The organism is Deltaproteobacteria bacterium (genome assembly GCA_005879795.1).
Lineage (GTDB): Bacteria > Desulfobacterota > Binatia > DP-6 > DP-6 > DP-6.
The window spans coordinates 1-18057 of record VBKJ01000177.1; the positions used below are offsets into that span (position 1 = coordinate 1).

General features: G+C 72.0%; 15 protein-coding genes and 1 pseudogene. 5 read left to right on the plus strand and 11 right to left on the minus strand.

The genetic code is table 11. The features are described 5' to 3' along the window. Together E6J59_15165 and E6J59_15170 are read right to left on the minus strand one after the other, a co-directional pair. A partial coding sequence (locus E6J59_15165) for a methylmalonyl-CoA carboxyltransferase (protein ID TMB17974.1) occupies nt 1–332 on the minus strand: 332 nt, incomplete at its 3' end. A gap of 1329 nt (nt 333–1661) precedes the next feature. After that, the gene (locus tag E6J59_15170) at nt 1662–2138 is read right to left on the minus strand and encodes a DUF192 domain-containing protein (protein TMB17975.1); all 477 of its coding nucleotides are present in this window, start codon (nt 2136–2138) and stop codon (nt 1662–1664) included. A 29-nt stretch (nt 2139–2167) separates the two neighbouring features. Here E6J59_15170 and E6J59_15175 point away from each other — a divergent pair, with 29 nt between their 5' ends. Genes E6J59_15175 through E6J59_15185 form a run of 3 tightly spaced genes read left to right on the plus strand, consistent with a single transcriptional unit; the run spans nt 2168 to nt 6372 of the window. Continuing rightward, on the plus strand, nt 2168–4237 hold the full coding sequence (locus E6J59_15175) for a (Fe-S)-binding protein (GenBank protein ID TMB17976.1): 2070 nt from the start codon (nt 2168–2170) through the stop codon (nt 4235–4237). A gap of 39 nt (nt 4238–4276) precedes the next feature. Continuing rightward, complete coding sequence (locus tag E6J59_15180; protein TMB17977.1) at nt 4277–5989, plus strand: hypothetical protein; 1713 nt, start codon at nt 4277–4279, stop codon at nt 5987–5989. Further along, nucleotides 5989–6372: a response regulator gene (locus E6J59_15185; protein ID TMB17978.1), complete on the plus strand. Its 384-nt coding sequence runs from the start codon at nt 5989–5991 to the stop codon at nt 6370–6372. Before E6J59_15180 ends, E6J59_15185 begins: the two co-directional genes overlap by 1 nt. Nucleotides 6373–6390: 18 nt before the next feature. Here the strand turns inward: E6J59_15185 and E6J59_15190 are convergent, their stop codons facing one another. The 4 genes from E6J59_15190 to E6J59_15205 all read right to left on the minus strand — a co-directional run bounded on the left by E6J59_15190 (nt 6391) and on the right by E6J59_15205 (nt 9644). After that, nucleotides 6391–7026: a DNA-3-methyladenine glycosylase gene (locus tag E6J59_15190; protein ID TMB17979.1), complete on the minus strand. Its 636-nt coding sequence runs from the start codon at nt 7024–7026 to the stop codon at nt 6391–6393. 4 nt (nt 7027–7030) lie between these two features. Continuing rightward, nucleotides 7031–8002: an electron transfer flavoprotein subunit alpha/FixB family protein gene (locus E6J59_15195; protein ID TMB17980.1), complete on the minus strand. Its 972-nt coding sequence runs from the start codon at nt 8000–8002 to the stop codon at nt 7031–7033. 2 nt (nt 8003–8004) lie between these two features. After that, nucleotides 8005–8760 (minus strand): electron transfer flavoprotein subunit beta/FixA family protein, encoded by a 756-nt coding sequence (locus E6J59_15200; protein TMB17981.1) that lies wholly within the window; start codon nt 8758–8760, stop codon nt 8005–8007. A gap of 86 nt (nt 8761–8846) precedes the next feature. Continuing rightward, on the minus strand, nt 8847–9644 hold the full coding sequence (locus E6J59_15205) for an IclR family transcriptional regulator (protein ID TMB17982.1): 798 nt from the start codon (nt 9642–9644) through the stop codon (nt 8847–8849). A gap of 143 nt (nt 9645–9787) precedes the next feature. Here E6J59_15205 and E6J59_15210 point away from each other — a divergent pair, with 143 nt between their 5' ends. Beyond that, nucleotides 9788–10498 carry a dienelactone hydrolase family protein gene (locus E6J59_15210; protein ID TMB17983.1) on the plus strand — a complete coding sequence of 237 codons (711 nt, stop codon included), beginning with the start codon at nt 9788–9790 and terminating at the stop codon, nt 10496–10498. A 6-nt stretch (nt 10499–10504) separates the two neighbouring features. Further along, the gene (locus E6J59_15215) at nt 10505–11416 is read left to right on the plus strand and encodes a methionyl-tRNA formyltransferase (GenBank protein TMB17984.1); all 912 of its coding nucleotides are present in this window, start codon (nt 10505–10507) and stop codon (nt 11414–11416) included. Nucleotides 11417–11490: 74 nt separating this feature from the next. On the opposite strand, the gene E6J59_15220 is transcribed toward E6J59_15215, so the two are convergent. The 5 genes and pseudogenes from E6J59_15220 to E6J59_15240 form a co-directional block, all read right to left on the minus strand. Beyond that, nucleotides 11491–12426, minus strand: coding sequence for a hypothetical protein (locus E6J59_15220; GenBank protein ID TMB17985.1), 936 nt, complete (start codon nt 12424–12426; stop codon nt 11491–11493). A 108-nt stretch (nt 12427–12534) separates the two neighbouring features. Then, nucleotides 12535–13881, minus strand: a complete 1347-nt coding sequence (locus E6J59_15225; protein ID TMB17986.1) for a sigma-54-dependent Fis family transcriptional regulator — start codon at nt 13879–13881, stop codon at nt 12535–12537. Between the two features lie 142 nt (nt 13882–14023). After that, nucleotides 14024–16022 (minus strand): annotated as a pseudogene (locus E6J59_15230) (biotin/lipoyl-binding protein). After that, the gene (locus E6J59_15235) at nt 16019–17563 is read right to left on the minus strand and encodes a methylcrotonoyl-CoA carboxylase (GenBank protein TMB17988.1); all 1545 of its coding nucleotides are present in this window, start codon (nt 17561–17563) and stop codon (nt 16019–16021) included. Before E6J59_15235 ends, E6J59_15230 begins: the two are co-directional and overlap by 4 nt. Nucleotides 17564–17749: 186 nt before the next feature. Then, complete coding sequence (locus E6J59_15240) at nt 17750–18004, minus strand: hypothetical protein (GenBank protein TMB17987.1); 255 nt, start codon at nt 18002–18004, stop codon at nt 17750–17752. Nucleotides 18005–18057: the final 53 nt, after the last annotated feature.

An 18057-nucleotide genomic window follows, 5' to 3' on the forward strand; every position in this document is an offset into this window, starting at 1 on the left:
ACCACCTTCTCGGCGAAGGCGCCGGAGAGACTCCCGCCGAAGACGGTGAAGTCCTGCGAGAAGACGAAGACCAGGCGGCCGTCGATGGTGCCGTGGCCGGTGACCACGCCGTCGCCGTAGATCTTCCGCTCGGCCATGCCGAAGTCGAGGCAGCGGTGGGTCTTGAAGCGGTCGAGCTCGACGAAGCTCCCCGGGTCGAGGAGCTGGTCGATGCGCTCGCGCGCGGTCAGCTTGCCCTCGGCCTGGCGCTTGGCGAGGCGCTCCTCGCCGCCGCCGAGCAGCGCCTCGCGGTTCCGGCGCTCGAGCTCGGCCAGATTCTCCTTGATTCCCATGCGTCGGATCTTCCGGCGAGACACTCGGTCCTTAGTATGCGCTCCCCGGAAATTCAAGGTTGCCCGCGTCGCTGCGGCTTCGACGCCTCGTCTGGCGGTTGGCCGGACTCCTGATGCCACGTCGCGCATTCTGATACCACTGGATGCTTTCGCCTTGGCCGAGCCGTGCGTGGCGAGGTGGTCTGCCGCCGTTTCGTCTGTCGGCTTCAGCCACTCCTGGGCGAGGGCCCAGGCTGACGGCTCACGTCCTGGGCCTTCCGGCACGCCGAGGTCACTTCTTGACGCGCGCTTCCGACTCTAGCAGACTTGAACGCCGGTCGGAGAGGACGTTGAAACTAGCTAGCATGTCCATTGCCGACCTTCTTCACGGCGCTTCGCGGGATCGGTACCCCAGCGGCTTCCAGATGCACTGCCGGTTGGCAATTGCAGGCGCCTGGTTGATGCTCTTCTGCACCTCGGCGACTGCCCGAGTGGTGCTTTTGACATGCCGGGATGGGGGCTCGGATGTTGTCCAAGCGTTCGGCCGTCGCGTGAAAGGGCTTGGGTTGTGCGACTTGGACAAGGCGTGTGATGGCATCTGCACCTTCAACGCCCCCTATGTTCACGGCCTGCGGTGCGCGCTCGTTGGAGGACCGGACTGCAGCGCTGGCCCGTGCGTAACCCCTCGGCGCGCTGCTACGACCATGTTGGGTCGGCACTGCCCCGATCCGATCCCGCGGTACGCCATCTCCCTCACGGCCGGAAGGCATCGGCGCACATTCAACAAAGGTCGGGTCGTGGTACGTTGTCTCCCCGCCAAGCACTGCACCACCACGACGAGCACGCTTCCCCCGGGCATCCCGGACCTGACGGGCGAATGGACAGTCACGGAAACGGACTCGACGGACACCTGCACGGTTCCGCCTGACCCTGATTTCGTCGCTCTTTACCCTCACTATCAGTTGATTCTGACACAGGTTGGTACCGACCTACTCGCCTGTGGTTTCGCGGGGGAGACGACGGTATCCGGAGAAGGCTTCACTGTCGATTCGGGCGACTGCTGTTCCATCCGGAATTACAACTTCGCTCATCAGCTGACGGCCACCCTACCCGGCAGCAACGGCATCGCGAGAGTCACCGACGAATGGGAGTTCTCGCCCGCCGGACCGCGCGGGGGTCCCATCGTGTGCACACAGACCGCACACGCGGTCATGTTCCGGGTCGCACACCCGTGCCAGCAGGACGCAGACTGCTTCGAATCCGATGGATGCACGCGCTGCGTTGCCGGCAACTGCGTCCTGGCGGTCGGTTGCCGATGAATGCATCGCGAGCCACGTCGCTAGGCGGTAATCATTCCCCGGCAGCTCGCTGGCTGAGGGCGTTCAGACCGCGGAACTCGACCCGCGCGCCCGCCGCGATCCCGTGGCGGGCGGCCCAGCCACCGGGGACCTCGAGCACGTAGCGCGACGGTTTGCCGACCGAGATGTTGGCCGTCGAGAGCGGGGTTGCGTTCGCGTGGATGCCGACCACCGTCCCGTCGCGCGCGATGAACAGCATGTCGAGCGGGATGAGCGTGTTCCTCATCCAGAACGTGTGGTTCCCGTCCTGGTCGAAGACGAAGAGCATGCCGCGGCCCTCGGCGAGGGAGCTGCGGTACATGAGCCCGCGCTCCCGCTCCGCGGGCGTGGCGGCCACCTCGAGCGCCACCTCGACCGCGCCGCCGGCCCCCTGGATCACCGCCACCGGACCGCGGTCCCGGCAGCCGGCTGGGAGGACGAGGGGGAGGAGCGCGGCGGTGAGCACCAGACGCATGACGCGCTGTTGCATGCGGGAAGGGCGTGGACTAAGCGGGGAGCATGCCGACGGCCATCCTGTTCACCGTGTGCCTGCTGGTCGCGGTGGGGCTCTTCATCCACCAGGTGTGGGGCCGGTTCAACCTGCTGCGCGCGGCCACCGGAAGCTTCAAAGTCGATCGCGTCCCGAAGCGACTGTGGGCCGTCGTCACCATCGCGCTCGGGCAGAAGAAGTTCATCCGCCCTGAGGTGTCGTGGGTGCGGGAGACGCTGGCCGGCTGGCTCCATTTCTTCGTCTTCTGGGGCTTCACGGTGCTCGGCCTCCAGATCCTCACCATGTTCGGACGCGCCTACAGCGAGCACTTCTACGTGCCGCTCATGAGCCCGTCGCTGCTCGGCGGGCCCTACATGTTCCTGCGCGACTGCTTCGAGGGGATCGTGCTGGTGTGCGTGCTCGTCCTGCTGGCGCGCTGGGCGGTCACGCGCCCGATGCGCCTCATCGGGTTCGCGCCGGCCGAGAACCGTCAGCGCGCCCACCACCACTGGGAAGCGTATCTCATCCTCGGCTGCATCGGCATCATCGTGAGCTCGGGGCCGGTCTACGACGCGAGCCGGCTCGTGCTGCACGCGAGCGAGCCGGCGATCGCCGGCGAAGGCTCCTGGGAGCCGCTCTCGAACCACGTGGTGCGACCGTGGCTGGCGGGGATGAGCCTGGGTTTCGTGGCGACGGTCGGCGCCGTGGCGTGGTGGGCGCACAACCTCTCGGTGCTCGTCATGCTGAACTTCCTGCCGCTCGCCAAGCACTTCCACGTCATCACCTCGCTGCCCAACGTCTTCTTCCAGAAGCTCGAGCCGCTCGGCGCGCTCTCCAAGCAGGACCTGGAGAACGCCACCACGTTCGGCGCTTCGCACATCGACCAGTTCACCTGGAAGCAGGTGCTCGACATGTTCAGCTGCACGGAGTGCGGCCGGTGCTCGTCGCAGTGCCCGGCGACCGCGACCGGGAAGCCGCTCGCCCCGCGCCAGCTCCTCCTCGACCTGCGCGACTACCTCTACGCGCACCAGGACGAGGTCGTCGCGAAGCGCGTCCGTCACCGCCCGAACGGCGACGCCGCCGAGCCGCCCGAGGTGGGCGAGAACATCGTCGGCCCCGTCATCACGGACGAGGTGCTGTGGTCGTGCAACGTGTGCCGGGCGTGCGAGGAGGCGTGCCCGGTGATGATCGAGTACGTCGACAAGATCGTCGACATGCGGCGCCACCTGGTGCAGGAGGCCGCCCGCTTCCCGACCGAGCTCACGCGCACCTTCAAGGGCATGGAGACGCAGTCGAACCCCTGGGGCCTGGGGGCCGAGAAGCGCTTCGACTGGGCGGCTGGCCTTGGCGTCCCCACCGTCGCCGACAAGCCGGACGCCGAGTACCTCTACTACGTCGGCTGCGCCGGCGCCTTCGACGACCGCAACAGGAAGACCACCCAGGCCTTCGCCCGGCTGCTCGAGAAGGCGGGCGTCGACTTCGCCTGCCTCGGCAGGGAGGAGCTCTGCAACGGCGAGACCGCGCGCCGCCTCGGCAACGAGTACCTCTACCAGACGATGGCGCAGGCGTGCATCGAGAGCCTGAACGCGGCCGGCGTGAAGAAGGTCATCGTCAATTGCCCCCACTGCTTCAACACCATCAAGAATGAGTTCCCGCAGTTCGGGGGCCAGTACGAGGTGATCCACGCCGCCGAGCTGGTGGCGCGGCTCGTCGCGCAGGGCCGCCTCCAGGTGCCGCCCGCGTTCAAGAAGCGGACCGTCTACCACGACTCCTGCTACTATGGCCGCTTCAACGAGATCTACGACGAGCCGCGCACCGTGCTCGCCAGGGCCGGCGCCGAGGTGCGGGAGATGCGCCGCCACAAGCAGTTCGGCATGTGCTGCGGGGCGGGCGGCGGGCGCATGTGGATCGAGGAGGACCCGGACAAGCGCGTGAACCTCCTGCGCACCCAGCAGGCGCTCGAGACGAGCCCGGAGGTCATCGCCGTCTCGTGCCCGTTCTGCATGACCATGCTGTCCGACGGGATCAAGGCGAGAGAGCTCGAGGACAAGGTCCAGACCCTCGACGTGATGGAGATCGTCGCCAAGGTGGCGACGTAGCGGAGGACGGTGCCGCGGATTTGAACTCGGCCGTGGCGCGTGCAGTTCTCGGACGGGCGCCCCGTGGGACGTGAGGACGTGGCGGAGGCCGGATCGCCGAAGGTGCCTTCTCGCTACGTGCTGAGCGTCCTCGCGCTTGCCGCCCTCTACCTCGCCGTCGCGAAGCTCGGCCTCGAGATGGACCCCGTGAGCGGCTTCGCGACCGTCGTGTGGCCGCCGACGGGCCTCGCGCTCGCGGCGCTGCTCGTGGGCGGCCGCCGGCTGTGGCCCGGCGTGGCGCTGGGCGCGTTCCTGGTGAACTGGTGGATCGGCGCGCCGGTCCCCACCGCCCTCGGGATCGCGGCCGGCAACACGCTCGAGGCGGTGATCGGCGCCTTCGTGCTCGAGCGCGTGGAGTTCCGCCGGTCGCTCGATCGGCTGCGCGACGTCCTCGCGCTGATCGGCTTGGCGGCACTGGCGAGCACGCTCGTGAGCGCGACCATGGGCGTCGGGAGCCTCTTCCTCGGCGGCATCGTGGCCCGCGATCGGCTCTTCGAGACGTGGCGCGCGTGGTGGGTGGGCGACGTGATCGGCGATCTCGTCGTGGCGCCGGTGCTGCTCGCGTGGGTGAGCAACCTGCGCATGAGCAGGGACCCCCGGCGCATCCTCGAGGCCGCAGCGCTCGGTGCCGGCCTGTTCGGCGGTGCGCTCGCCGTCTTCCGGTCGGCTCCCGGCGCCGAGCAGACCGCCTTCGGGCACGTCTATGCGCTCTTCCCCTTGCTGATCTGGGCGGCCGTGCGCTTCGGCCAGCGGGGCGCGACCTCCACGACCTTCCTGACCTCGGTGGTGGCCATCGGATACACGGTGCTCGGGCGCGGCCCCTTCGTGCGACCGGCGCTCGGCGAGAGCCTGCTGTCGCTCCAGACCTTCATGTCCATCGTTGCTCCGACGTTTCTGGTCCTGGCCGCCGCGATATCCGAGCGGCAGGGGGCCATCGAGGATCTGGAGGGCGGGCGCGCGGCGCTGGGCGAGGTCAACCGCGAGCTCGCGCAGGCCGTCCGCGCCCGCGACTCGTTCATCTCCATGGCCTCGCACGAGCTGCGCACGCCGCTCAACGCGCTCCGGCTGCAGCTCGCCGTGCTGCGTCGGCACCCACGGGCGGAGGAGCCGGAGCCGCCCGGCGAGTGGTCCCAGCTCCTGGAGCGGCAGGTCTTCCGGCTCACGCGGCTCGTCAACAGCCTGCTCGACGTATCGCGCATCGCGGCAGGGCGCCTCGCGCTCGAGCCGGAGGACGACGTGGACCTGGCCGCCGTCGTGCGCGAGGTCGCGGAGCAGTTCGACGGCGAGCTGCGCCGCGCGTGCTGCCCGCTCAGCTTGCGCGCGGAGTCGTCCGTGCTCGGCCGTTGGGACGAGTTGCGCCTGGACGGGGTCGTCGCGAACCTGCTCTCCAACGGCATCAAGTACGGGGCCGGCAAGCCGATCGAGATCGTCGTCGAGGGTGACGGCGACACGGCACGCCTGCTCGTGCGCGACCATGGTATCGGCATCGCGCCCGAGGACCAGGCGCGCATCTTCGAGCGCTTCGAGCGGGGGGTGTCCGGCCAGCACGTCGGCGGGCTTGGCCTGGGGCTGTGGATCGCGCGCACGTTCGTGGAGGCCCTCGGGGGTCGGATCCGCGTCGAGAGCCGGCTCGGCGAGGGATCGATCTTCACGGTCGAGCTGCCGATGCGAGGCCCGACCCCGGCACGGAGCGCGACCGCCACGAGCGCGTGATGCAGGGGGACCGGACCGAGCGCGTCGTTCTCGTCGTGGAAGACGACCGCGATTGCCTGGACGCGGTCTGCGAGCTGCTGCGCTTCGAGGGCTACCGGACGGTTGCCGCGACCAACGGCCGGGAAGCCCTCGATTACCTGCGCGGACCCGAGCGGCCCGAGCTCATCCTGCTCGACCTCATGATGCCCGTCATGAGCGGCTGGCAGCTCCTGGCCTCGCTCCGCCAGACGGCGGGGCTGGCCGCGGTCCCGGTCGTGCTCCTCTCGGCCGACGCGGACCTGAAGCAGAGGGCGCGGGAGCTCGGCGTCGCCGGCTACGTCCGGAAGCCCGTCGACGTCGAGACGCTGCTGAACGTCGTCCGGCGGCACATCGGCGCGCGCTGACGACCGCGGGCGCGTCCCTCATGCCCCCCGCCCGCCGCCGTGACGCGGCGCTCGGAGCTGCGGCCCCGACACGGCGGGGCTCCCGCGCAGGAGGAAGCGCCACGGCCGCACCGCGTCCGCGCCGGCGTAGGCGACGCCGATGCGCGGCGTGCGCGCGACCTGGCGCGCCGGGACCGCGGGTGCGTCGAGGATGCGCAGCGCGCCGCACACCAGGTCGGCGCCGTTCTCCGCACGTCCGATCCCCATCGCCTGGCAGAGCGCGCCCGGGCCGCGGCAGAGACGCCACGCGGGGGCATCGGGAAGCCTCCGGCGCCGGCGCATGAGCGCCTCGCCCTCCTCCGGTTCGAGCGCGCGCAGGAGCACCGCCTCCGGCACCTCGGGCGGCCGGCAGACGACGTTCACGCAGTGATGCATGCCGTAGATGAAGTAGACGTAGGCGTGGCCGGGCGGACCCCACATCACCTCGTTGCGCGCCGAGCGGTGGCCGCCCGCGCTGTGCGCGGCGCGGTCGGCGGGGCCGCGGTAGGCCTCGACCTCGACGATGCGGCCGGCGGTCAGGCCCGCCGGGGTCTCGTGGACGAGGAGCTTTCCGAGCAGCGCGCGAGCGACGCGCAGGGTCGGCTGGAGGTAGAAGGCCCGCGGGAGCGCGCCCACCCGCTCACGCGGACTTGAGCTTCTTCACTTCCTCGGTGAGCTCGGGCACGGCCTTGAAGAGATCGGCCACCAGCCCGTAGTCGGCGATCTGGAAGATCGGCGCCTCCTCGTCCTTGTTGATGGCGACGATCACCTTCGAGTCCTTCATGCCGGCGAGGTGCTGGATGGCGCCGGAGATGCCGACGGCGATGTAGAGCTGCGGCGCGACCACCTTGCCCGTCTGGCCGACCTGGAGGTCGTTCGGCACGAAGCCCGCGTCGACCGCGGCGCGGCTGGCGCCCATGGCGGCGCCGAGCGCGTCGCACAGGGGCTCCAGGTAGATCTTGAAGTTCTCTCCGTTCTTGAGACCGCGGCCGCCGGAGCAGACGATGCGGGCCTCGGTGAGCACCGGGCGGTCTGACTTGGTCTCGGCGAAGTCGACGAACTGCATGCGGTTGTGCGCCGGGTCGGGCGCGATGGCGAGCTTCTCGACCGCGCCCTTCTGCGTATCCTTGGCCGCCGCGTCGAAGGCCGTCACGCGCACCGAGACGACGCGCGGCGTGCCCTGGAGCTCGACCGTGGCGATCGCGTTGCCGGCGTACATCGGCCGCTTGAAGGTCTTGGCGTCAACGATCGCGGTCACGTCCGATGCCATGCCGGCGCCGAGGCGCGCGGCGACGCGCGGCAGCAGATCCTTGCCGACCGCGGTCGCGGCCGCGATCACCGTCTCCACATCCTTCTGCCTGGCGATCTCGGCGATGGCGGCGGTGTAGGCGTCGGCCAGGTAGTGGGCGAAGGGGGCGCCGTCGACCGCCACCACGTCGACGCCGTACTCGGCCAGCTCGCTGGCGAGCGCGTCGATGCCCTGGCCGAGGACGGCCGCGATGCACTTGCCGCCCGCGAGCGACGCCGCCTGCTTGCCGGCGGCGACGCTCACCAGCGTGGTCTTCGGGAACTTGCCGTGCAGGTGCTCGGCGACGACGAGAACGTTGCCCATGCTCAGATCACCTTCGCTTCGCTGTGCAGCACCTGCACCAGCTCCTGTACCGACCGGACCTTGCGCCCGCCCGTGCGCTTGGGCGGTGTCTCGAGCTTCAGGATCTTGAGCCGCGGCGTCACGTCGATGCCCAGATCGGCGACCGGGATCTCCTTCATCTCCTTCTTCCGCGCCTTCATGATGCCGGGCAGCGAGGCGTAGCGCGGCTCGTTCAGGCGGAGGTCCGCGGTCACCACCGCGGGGAGCGGGATGGCGAGCGTCTCGAGGCCGCCGTCGACCTCGCGCGTCACCTTGGCCGATTTCTGGTCGGCGGCCAGCTCGAGCTTGGACGCGAAGGTGGCCTGCGGCCACTGCAGCAGCTCAGCGACCATCTGCCCGACGCAGTTCGAGTCGTCGTCGATCGCCTGCTTGCCCATGATGATGAGGTCCGGCTTCTCGGTCTCCGCGAGCTTGTGGACGACGCGCGCCACGGCGAGCGGCTCGAGCGCCTCCTCGGAGAGCACCAGGATGGCGCGGTCGGCGCCCATGGCGAGCCCCGTGCGGAGCTGCTCCTGCGCCGCCTTCAGGCCGATCGAGACCAGCACGACCTCGGTGCCGGTGACCTTCTCCTTCACGCGCAGCGCCTCCTCGATCGCGATCTCGTCGAAGGGGTTGATCACCCACTTGACGTTGTCGGGGACGATGTTGCTCCCGTCGGAGGCGATCTTGATGACCGTCTCGGGATCGGGGACGCGCTTGACGGTGACGAAGATCTTCACACCGGTCTCCTTGCGGACAGGCGCGGGAGGGAAGGCATTACACAGCGCGGGACGGTCTAGTCAAGTAAGGAAGCCGCCGGCTTCTCTCAGCCTTGCGCCTCGCGCCGACCGACGTCGAAGCCGAGCCGGCTGGACAGCTCGCGTCCCGCCTTGAGCACGAGCGGCGCGACCTCCTTCTCGATGCGCTCGGGCGTCAGGCGGGAGGCGGGCGCCGCGACCGTCAACGCGCCTACCACGGCGCGCGCGTAGTCGCGCACCGGCGCGGCGATGGCGCGCACGTCCTCGAGGTGCTCGCCCAGGTCGACGGCGTAGCCGCTCGCCGCCACGGTGCGGAGCTGCTGGAGGAGGGCCGGGCGGTCGACGATGGTGCGCTCGGTGAAGCGCTGGAGGCCGTCGGGGACGAGCGCGCGCAGCTCGTCCTCCCGCTCGAAGGCGAGGTGAGCCTTGCCGGCTGCGGTCGCGTGGAGCGGCAGCGCCTCGCCGAGCTGCGAGACGATGCGCACGGGACGGTCGGCCTCGATCACCTCGACCGGGACCACCGCCGCGCGCCGCAGGACGGCGAGATACGCCGTCTCGCGCACCTGACGCACCAGCTCCGTCATGATCGGGCGTGCCTGGCGGAGGAGCCCCATGTGCTGCACGTAGCTCTGCCCGAGCTGGAGGCAACGGATGCCGAGGCGGTAGTTCTCGGTGGCCCGGTTCTGCTCGATGTAGCCGCGCGACTCGAGCGTGGCGAGCAGGCGGAAGACGTTGTTCTTGTGGAGGCGGAGCCGCTTCGACAGCTCGGTCACGCCGAGCTCCTCGGCCTCGCCGGCGAACTGCTCGAGCACATCCAGGGAGTGGGAAACCGACTGGATCGTGTAGTTGGATTTCTCGCGGCGCACCGTCCCCTCCGAAAAGCCGTTTTAGGCTATGCCGCACCGGCGGCATGAGTCAACGGCGACGAAAAGGCCGCGGCCAAGGCATTGAAAGGTGAAGGGTCCCTCCTATATCTGGGCGTCATCCCACCTGAGGAGGGCTTCTCGCGATGGACGTCGAGACGCAGATGATCGAGGTGCCGGCGGCGGGCGGCGCGATGCCCGCCTTCGGCGTGCGGCCGAAGGGCGGCGCGCGCGCGCCCGGCGTGCTGGTGATCCAGGAGGCGTTCGGCTTGAACGAGCACATCAAGGACGTGGCCCGCCGGATCGCGGGCGAGGGCTATGTCGCGCTCGCGCCGGATCTCTACTGGCGAGGCGGGAAGGGACGCACGGTCGGCTACGACCAGCTCCCCGAGGCGATCGGGCTCATGCAGTCGCTCAAGGACCCGGAGGTCGTCTCCGACGTCGCGAGCGGCATCGCCTACCTGGAGAAGCAGAGCTTCGTGCGCGCCGACCGGATCGGCATCACGGGCTTCTGCATGGGCGGGCGCGTCGCCTACCTCGCCGCGTGCGAGCTCGCCGACAAGATCAAGGCGAGCGTGCCCTTCTACGGGGGCGGCATCCCGGTCGAGAAGACGGCGAAGCTCGAGTGCCCCGTGCTCGCCTTCTTCGGCGAGAAGGACGCTTTCATCCCGCTCGAGAGCGTCGAGCAGCTGAAGGCCGAGGCCAGGCGCCACCGGAAGGCGGTCGAGGTCGTCGTCTACCCCGGCGCCGGCCACGGCTTCTTCTGTAACGAGCGCGCCTCGTACCAGAAGGCCGCGGCCGAGGACGCGTGGGCGCGGCTCAAGAAGTTCTTCGCGACTCATCTGACGGCCTCCTAGTCCGCGATGCGCATCCTCCTCGTCGGGCAGGCCGCCTTCGCCGAGGAGGTCCTGCGCGGTCTCGAGGCGGCGGGCGACACGATCGCGGCCGTCGTGTGCCCGCCCGACGCGGGGCCAAAGCCGGACCCGGTGAAGGCCGCGGCGCTCGCGCGGGGCATCCCGGTGCACCAGTTCCGCTCGCTCAGGGCGCCCGAGGCGCGGCACGCCTTCGAGGCGGCGCGCGCCGACCTGGGCGTGCTCGCCTACGCGACCCAGATCGTGCCCGAGCCGCTGCTCCACGTCCCGCGGCTCACCAGCATCTGCTTTCATCCTTCGCTCCTGCCGCGCTACCGGGGCGGCAGCGCGATCGCCTGGCAGCTGATCCGCGGCGAGACCGAGTCGGGCGTCACCGTCTTCTGGCCCGACGCGGGCATCGACACCGGGCCGATCCTGCTCCAGCGTCCGGCGCCCGTGGGGCCGGACGACACCGCCGGCAGCCTCTACTACCGGACGCTCTGCCCGCTCGGCGTGCGCGCGGTGCTGGACGCGGTCGCGCTCGTCCGCGAGGGCAGGGCGCCGCGCGTCGCGCAGGACGAGTCGCGCGCGAGCTACGACCCGCTCTGCAGCGACGCGCACGCCGGGATCGACTGGAGCCGTCCCGCGGCGGAGCTCCACGACCTGATCCGCGGCTGCGACCCCCGGCCCGGCGCGCATACCACCTGGCGCGGCGCCCGCCTGCGGCTCTACGAGCCCCGCCGGGCGGAGGCGCCCGCCGGCGCCCCGCCCGGCACCGTGGTCGCGATCGGGGTCGAAGGCATCAGGGTCGCCGCGCGCGACGGTGCCGTCCGCTGCGCCCGTGCCCGCAACGGCGGCGCGAAGGCTCCCGCCGCGGACGTGGCCCGCTCCCTCGGTCTCGAACCCGGTGCCCGCCTGGGATGAGGCGCCGCGACCGGCGGGGCGACTCATAGTCGCCCGGCCGGCGCCCGCGCCTGGAACAGGCCACCACCGACCCCTCAGAACACCTTCGCCAGCGAGAAGTCGAAGAACCGCGTCCGATCGCACCCCAGGTTCACGTCGAGCAGGCCCCGGAACTTGACGTTGACGTTCACCGAGAAGCCGATCGGCGAGCCGCGCGGGATGGCTGCGGCTGCGATGAACGAGCCGCCCGTGCGGTGCCCCTGGATGGTGCCGAGGACGAACGGGAACTCGGGATCCGTCGACACGGCCGTCGACCCGTCGTGGATCGTCACGCTCGGGCAGACCGCGGTGCCGCCCACGCCGCACCGCCAGGTGACGCGCTGGCCGACCTCGTAGCCGGGCGCCGTGGTGTCGATGCCGTTCTCGTCCACGTCGACCACGTCGCTCGGCTCGGGCCCGTCGTCGGGACCGTCCGCCACCGCGGCCGCGGCGTGCTCGGCGCGCGAGACTGAGCCCGCGACCGCGCCGATCGTGGGGCGGAGCTTGCGCACGTTCAGCCAGTGGAGCGTGGGCGTGTCCCAGGCGCTGCAGTTCGCCCCGGGCTGGTCGCAGGCGCGCGGCAGGAGCTCGGTGTAGAGCCCGCCGAGGCATCGGTCCCCCCCGGGCGCCGGCGGGAAGAGCATCACCGTGGTGCCCGCGTGGCGGAGGTCGCTCAGGCGCCAGACCCCGCCGGCGTCCGCCGTCGCGATCCCGATGCGCACGGCGTCCCCGCCGTTCTTCCACCCGCACCAGGCGAAGGGGTCGCTCGCGTCGTCGGTGCCCTCCTTGAAGTTGCGCTGCCTGAACCACAGCTCGACCACGCGTCCGGGCGGCGCCAGCCCCTCGACCGCGTCCAGGTCGTTCACGTTGCTGACCACGCGGTAGATGAGCGGCGCCTCGTTCACGGAATGGAGCGTGGTCGCGCGCAGGACGAGCGCCACGACAACGCCGCCGAGCGCGACCGATCCAACGATGTGGGATCCCTTCGCCATGCGACCCTCCTCCGATCTCTGGGGCGGGCAGGGGAGAGTGCAGCGAGCGTGCCAGCCCGGCCCGGCGGTACCGCGCGCGCGGGAGGCGCGCGGCTGAAGCACCGTCGATCAGGCCGTTTCACGCGTGGGGACGGCGAGCGGATCGCGGATGCCGTGCCGCTCCATGCGCCGCCAGAGTGTGACGCGCGAGATGCCGAGCGCGGCGGCGGCGCGCTGCCGGTTCCAGCGATGCTCGTCGAGCACGCGCAGGATGCGCGCGCGCTCGTCGATCATGAGACCCGCCGCGGGCGCCTGGCGCCGCGCGAGCAGCTCGGCCAGCTCGACGCCCTCGGCGCTGGCGAGGACGAGGAGCGACTCGAGCACGTTCTCGAGCTCGCGCACGTTGCCGGGCCAGGGGTGCTCGAGGAGCGGACGCAGCGCCCCGGCCGGGGGGAGCGCGAAAGCCTTGCCGTGCGCGCGGTTGAAGCGGGCAATGAAGTGCTCGATGAGAGCCGGCAGGTCCTCGCGCCGCTGCCGGAGCGGCGGGAGCGTGATCGCGAACACGTGCAGGCGATAGTAGAGGTCGCGGCGAAACTGGCCCGCCTCGACCATGCGCCAGAGGTCGCGGTTCGCGGCGGCGACGATGCGGACGTCGACCCGCCGCACGCTCGACGCGCCGAGCGGCCGCACCTCGCGGTCCTGCACGGCGCGCAGGAGCTTCGCCTGGAGCGCGGGCGCGAGGTCCTCGACCTCGTCCAGGAAGAGCGTGCCGCGGTCGGCGAGCTGCAGCACGCCCGGACGCTCCTGCACCGCGCCGGTGAACGCGCCGCGCGCGTGCCCGAAGAACTCGCTCTCGGCGAGCGTCTCGGGGACGGCGGCGCAGTTGACGGGCACGAAGGGACCCGCGGCGCGGCGACCGAGGGCATGCACGGCGCGCGCCACCACCTCCTTCCCCGTGCCGGTCTCGCCCTCGATCAGCACGTGGGCCTCCGCGCCCGCGGCGGTGCGCACCAGCGCGCGCACCTGCTGCATCGCCGAACTCGGGCCGACCAGGCCGGCGAGCGCGTCGGGCGCCCCACGCCCGGCGGAGCGCGGCGGGCGGTGGGCGTCGGCCCCGGCCAGGCGGGCGGCCGCGCGCCCCACGGCGGCCAGGTCGTCGCCGTCCCCGAGGACGACGTAGTCCGCCGCGCCGGCGCGCAGCGCGGCGACCGCGGGCCCGGCGGCATCGCGCGCGCTCACCACGATGACCGCGAGCGCGTGGCGCGGCGCGCACAGCGCGCGCACCAGCTCGCCGCCGCCCTCCCCGTCCACGAGCCCCGGCCCGACGACCACGAGGGCCGGCGTGCTCTCCGCGATCGCCCGCTCCGCCGTCGCCCCGCACGCGCGCCGGACCTCGGCCCCCGGGGAGGCGCGCGCCACGCTCATGGCAAGCGCCTCGTTCCGGGACGGATCGTCGTCGAGGATCAGGATGCGCATGGCGTCGACCTCCGCGGCGGGCGAGCGACCCTACGGCGCAGCCGCCGTCGACGCCACCCTGCGCCGACGCATTTGATCGGAATACCCCGGCGCAGCAGCCGGCGAGGCTGTCCCCGACGCTCGCAAGCCTCTCGGGCCTCGCCTACGCGGCCGCGATCTCGACCAGTAGGTCGCCGGCGCCGACGCTGGCCCCCGCGACCGCGCGCACGGCCGTCACCCGCCCCGCGACCTCTGCCGCGAGCGTGCTCTCCATCTTCATCGCCTCGAGGACGACGAGCGGCTGGCCCACCTCGACCACGTCGCCCTCCGCGATCAGCACGGAGACCACCTTCCCGGGCATGGGCGCGGTGACGGCACCGGAGCCCGCGGCGCCGTGCGCCCCGCGCGCCTCCTCACCGATCTCGAACGTCCACACGCGGCCCGCGACCGCGACCAGGACGCGCCCCGGCGTGCGCGCGACCAGCGTGCGGTGCGGGCGCCCGTCGACCTCGAACGACAGCTCCTCGACGGTCGCCCCGCCTGCGGCCGTGGTGCGCGGGCCCGGCGTCGGGCGGGTGACGCGGTGGGCAGCGCCGTCGACGGTGGCGGCCCAGCCGTCGCCCGCGGGGACGAGACCCACGGCGAGCGTGCGCGTGCCGACACGAAGGCGCGTCTCCACGTCAGCTCCCGAGGCGCCAGGCGCCGAGCGTCTCCCACGGTGTCGGCGCGGCGGCGCGACCGCGCGCATCGCCCGCCGGCGCGGCCGGCCGCGCGAGCGCCAGGGCCGCGGCGAGCGCGGCGACGGCCTCGTCGCCCCCCGGCCGCCAGGTCGCGAAGTGCTCGGCGAGGAACCCCGTGTGCGTCTCGCCGCGCTGGAAGGCTGGGTGCGCGAGGACGTCCTGCAGGAAGGCCAGGTTGGTCGTGGGGCCGAGGACCGCCGTGTCGCGGAGGGCGGCCGAGAGCCGTGCGATCGCCGCGGCGCGATCCTCGCCGCAGGCCGAGATCTTGCCGAGCAGCGGATCGTACTCGACCGGGACGACGCCGCCGGCCGCGATCCCGGAGTCGACCCGGACCCCGGGCCCGGCGGGCTCGTGCAGCGCGAGGATCGGCCCCGCGCTCGGGAAGAAGCCCGCGGCCGGGTCCTCGGCGTAGAGCCGGCCCTCGATCGCGTGGCCATGCGTGCGCACGTCGGCCTGGGTGAAGCCGAGCGGCTCGCCCGCGGCGATGCGGAGCTGTGCCGCGACGATGTCGATGCCCGTCACCCACTCCGTGATCGGGTGCTCGACCTGCACGCGCGTGTTCATCTCGAGGAAGTGGAAGCGCCCCTCGGCGTCGAGCAGGAACTCGACCGTGCCCGCGCTCGCGTAGCCGACCGCCCGCGCCACCACGAGCGCGGCGGCCGTCATGTCGGCGCGGAGACGCGAGGTCAGCGCCGGGCACGGCGTCTCCTCGACGATCTTCTGGTGGCGGCGCTGGATCGAGCACTCGCGCTCGCCGAGATGGACGAGCGCGCCGTGGTGGTCGCCCAGCACCTGCACCTCGACGTGGCGGGGACGGACGAGGAGCTTCTCGAGGTAGACGCGTCCGTCGGCGAAGGCGGCCTCGGCCTCGCGCCGGGCGGCGGCGAGCGCGTCCGGCAGCTCGGCCTCGCTCGCCACCGTGCGCATGCCCTTGCCGCCGCCGCCCGCGGCAGCCTTCACCAGGACGGGGAAGCCGAGGCGCCGCGCCGCTGCGGCCGCGTCGCCGCCGCCGACCTCGGCCCCCGGCACGAGCGGCACGCCGGCACGCGCGACCATCGCGCGCGCGGCGAGCTTGTCGCCCATGGTGGCGATCGCCTGCGCGGGCGGGCCGATCCAGGTGAGCCCGGCCGCCTCCACCGCACGCGCGAAGGAGGCGTTCTCGGCGAGGAACCCGTAGCCAGGGTGGACGGCGTCGGCGCCGGCGCTGCGCGCGGCGGCGAGGAGCGCCTCGACGTTCAGGTAGGACTGGACCGCCGGCGGCGGCCCGATCGGGACGGCGCGGTCGGCGGCGAGGGTGTGCGGCGCGCCGCGGTCGGCCTCGGAGTAGACCGCGACGGCGGCGAGGCCGTGCTCGTGGCAGGCGCGCACGATGCGGACCGCGATCTCGCCGCGGTTGGCGATGAGGACGGTCTTCACGCTCACATCCGGAAGACGCCGAAGCGGGTGGCGGGGATGGGGGCGCAAAGCGCCGCGGCGAGCGCCAGGCCGACCGCGTCGCGCGTCTCGAGGGGATCCAGGATGCCGTCGTCCCACAGCCGGGCGGTCGCGTAATACGGGTCGCCCTCGGCCTCGTACTTGGCGAGGATCGGCGCCATGAGCTCCGCGCGCTCCGGCTCGCCCATCGTCTCGCCCCGCGCCTCGAGCTGCTGCAGCTTCACGGTGAGCAGCGTCTGCGCCGCCTGCTCGCCGCCCATGACGGAGATCCGGCTGTTCGGCCACGAGAAGAGGAGGCGCGGCCCGTACGCCCGCCCGCACATGCCGTAATTCCCCGCGCCGTGCGAGGCGCCGACCAGCACGGTGAGCTTCGGCACGGCCGCATTGGCGACCGCGTTTACCATCTTGGCCCCGTCCTTGGCGATGCCGCCCTGCTCGTACTTCTTGCCCACGATGAAGCCGGTGATGTTCTGGAGGAAGAGGAGCGGCACGCCGCGCGCGCAGGCGAGCTCGATGAAATGGGTCGCCTTGAGCGCCGACTCGGAGAAGAGGACGCCCTGGTTGGCGAGGAGGCCGACCGGGCAGCCGTGCAGGTGCGCGAAGCCGGTCACCAGCGTCGGGCCGTAGAGCGCCTTGAACTCGTGGAAGCGGCTGCCGTCGACCAGACGCGCGATGAGCTCGCGCGCGTCGGTCAGCTTGCGCGGCTCGCGCGCCACGATGCCGTAGAGCTCGCGCGGGTCGTAGGCCGGGTCCTCGGGTGCCGCGCGCGCGAGTGGCGCCGGGCGCGGCGCCGGGAGGGCCGCGAAGATCTCGCGCGCCGTGCGGAGCGCGTCGGCGTCGTCGGCGGCCAGGTGATCCGCCACGCCGGAGACGCGCGTGTGGACGTCGCCCCCGCCCAGCTCCTCGGCCGTCACCTCCTCGCCGGTCGCGGCGCGCACCAGCGGCGGGCCGCCCAGGAAGATCGTGCCCTGGTTCTTCACGATGACCGTCTCGTCGCACATGGCCGGGACGTAGGCGCCGCCCGCCGTGCACGAGCCGAGGACGATCGCGACCTGCGGGATGCCGGCCGCCGACATGCGCGCCTGGTTGAAGAAGATGCGCCCGAAGTGCTCGCGGTCGGGAAAGACGTCGGCCTGGAGGGGGAGGAAGGCGCCGCCCGAGTCGACCAGGTAGACGCAGCCGAGACGGTTCTCGAGCGCGATCTCCTGCGCGCGGAGATGCTTCTTCACGGTGAGGGGGTAGTAGGTGCCGCCCTTCACGGTGGCATCGTTGGCGACCAGCACGCACTCGCGCCCGGCGATGCGCCCGATGCCGGTCACGATGCCGGCGCCCGGCGCCTCGTCGTCGTAGCAGCCGTGCGCGGCGAGCGGCGAGAGCTCGAGGAAGGGCGTCCCCGGGTCGAGGAGGCGCGCGATGCGCTCGCGCGGCAGGAGCTTCCCGCGGGCGGTGTGGCGGCGGCGCGCCTCCTCGGGGCCGCCTGCCGCCGCCCGTGCGCGCGCCGCGCGGAGGGCCTCCACCAGCCGCTCCATGTGTGCCACGTTGGCGCGGAACTCGGGATCGGACGGGCGGACCCGGGTTGGAAGGCGGCTCACCAGCGCGGGGCGATCTTGGTCATGGCGGAGCGTGCCGCGGCAGTATGCCCCCGCGAACCGTGCATTGCACGCCCTCTGTGGGATGGAGGTGGAGCGCCGGCACCCGTTCAACCGGGGCGCGGCTCACCGCGGCACGCAATAGCAGCTCTTTATCTCCGACTGCTTCCACCGCACCGTGCAGCGTCGATAGCCCGCCGCCTCGAGCGCGGCCGGCGTCAGACGCTCGAGCATGGCACACCAGGTGGACGGCCGACCCTCGAAGGAGCTCGCTTCACGAAGCGCGCCGGTGAGGAGCTCGCTCAGATCGACGGATGCACCCGCCGCTCTCGCGGCGAACCAGATCGCGCCGAGATGATAGCCGCCGTCTGTGCACGGCACGTCCAAGATCGGCGATTCCTCGAGGCAAATCCACTCGCCCGCGGAGAGCAACA

Coding starts and splice junctions, on each gene's coding strand:
- E6J59_15185 (TMB17978.1), top strand. CDS start 5,989: ATGCAGGGGGACCGGACCGAGCGCGTCGTTCTCGTCGTGGAAGACGAC.
- E6J59_15210 (TMB17983.1), top strand. CDS start 9,788: ATGGACGTCGAGACGCAGATGATCGAGGTGCCGGCGGCGGGCGGCGCG.
- E6J59_15175 (TMB17976.1), top strand. CDS start 2,168: ATGCCGACGGCCATCCTGTTCACCGTGTGCCTGCTGGTCGCGGTGGGG.
- E6J59_15220 (TMB17985.1), bottom strand. CDS start 12,426: ATGGCGAAGGGATCCCACATCGTTGGATCGGTCGCGCTCGGCGGCGTT.
- E6J59_15225 (TMB17986.1), bottom strand. CDS start 13,881: ATGCGCATCCTGATCCTCGACGACGATCCGTCCCGGAACGAGGCGCTT.
- E6J59_15215 (TMB17984.1), top strand. CDS start 10,505: ATGCGCATCCTCCTCGTCGGGCAGGCCGCCTTCGCCGAGGAGGTCCTG.
- E6J59_15235 (TMB17988.1), bottom strand. CDS start 17,563: ATGGAGCGGCTGGTGGAGGCCCTCCGCGCGGCGCGCGCACGGGCGGCG.
- E6J59_15170 (TMB17975.1), bottom strand. CDS start 2,138: ATGCAACAGCGCGTCATGCGTCTGGTGCTCACCGCCGCGCTCCTCCCC.
- E6J59_15195 (TMB17980.1), bottom strand. CDS start 8,002: ATGGGCAACGTTCTCGTCGTCGCCGAGCACCTGCACGGCAAGTTCCCG.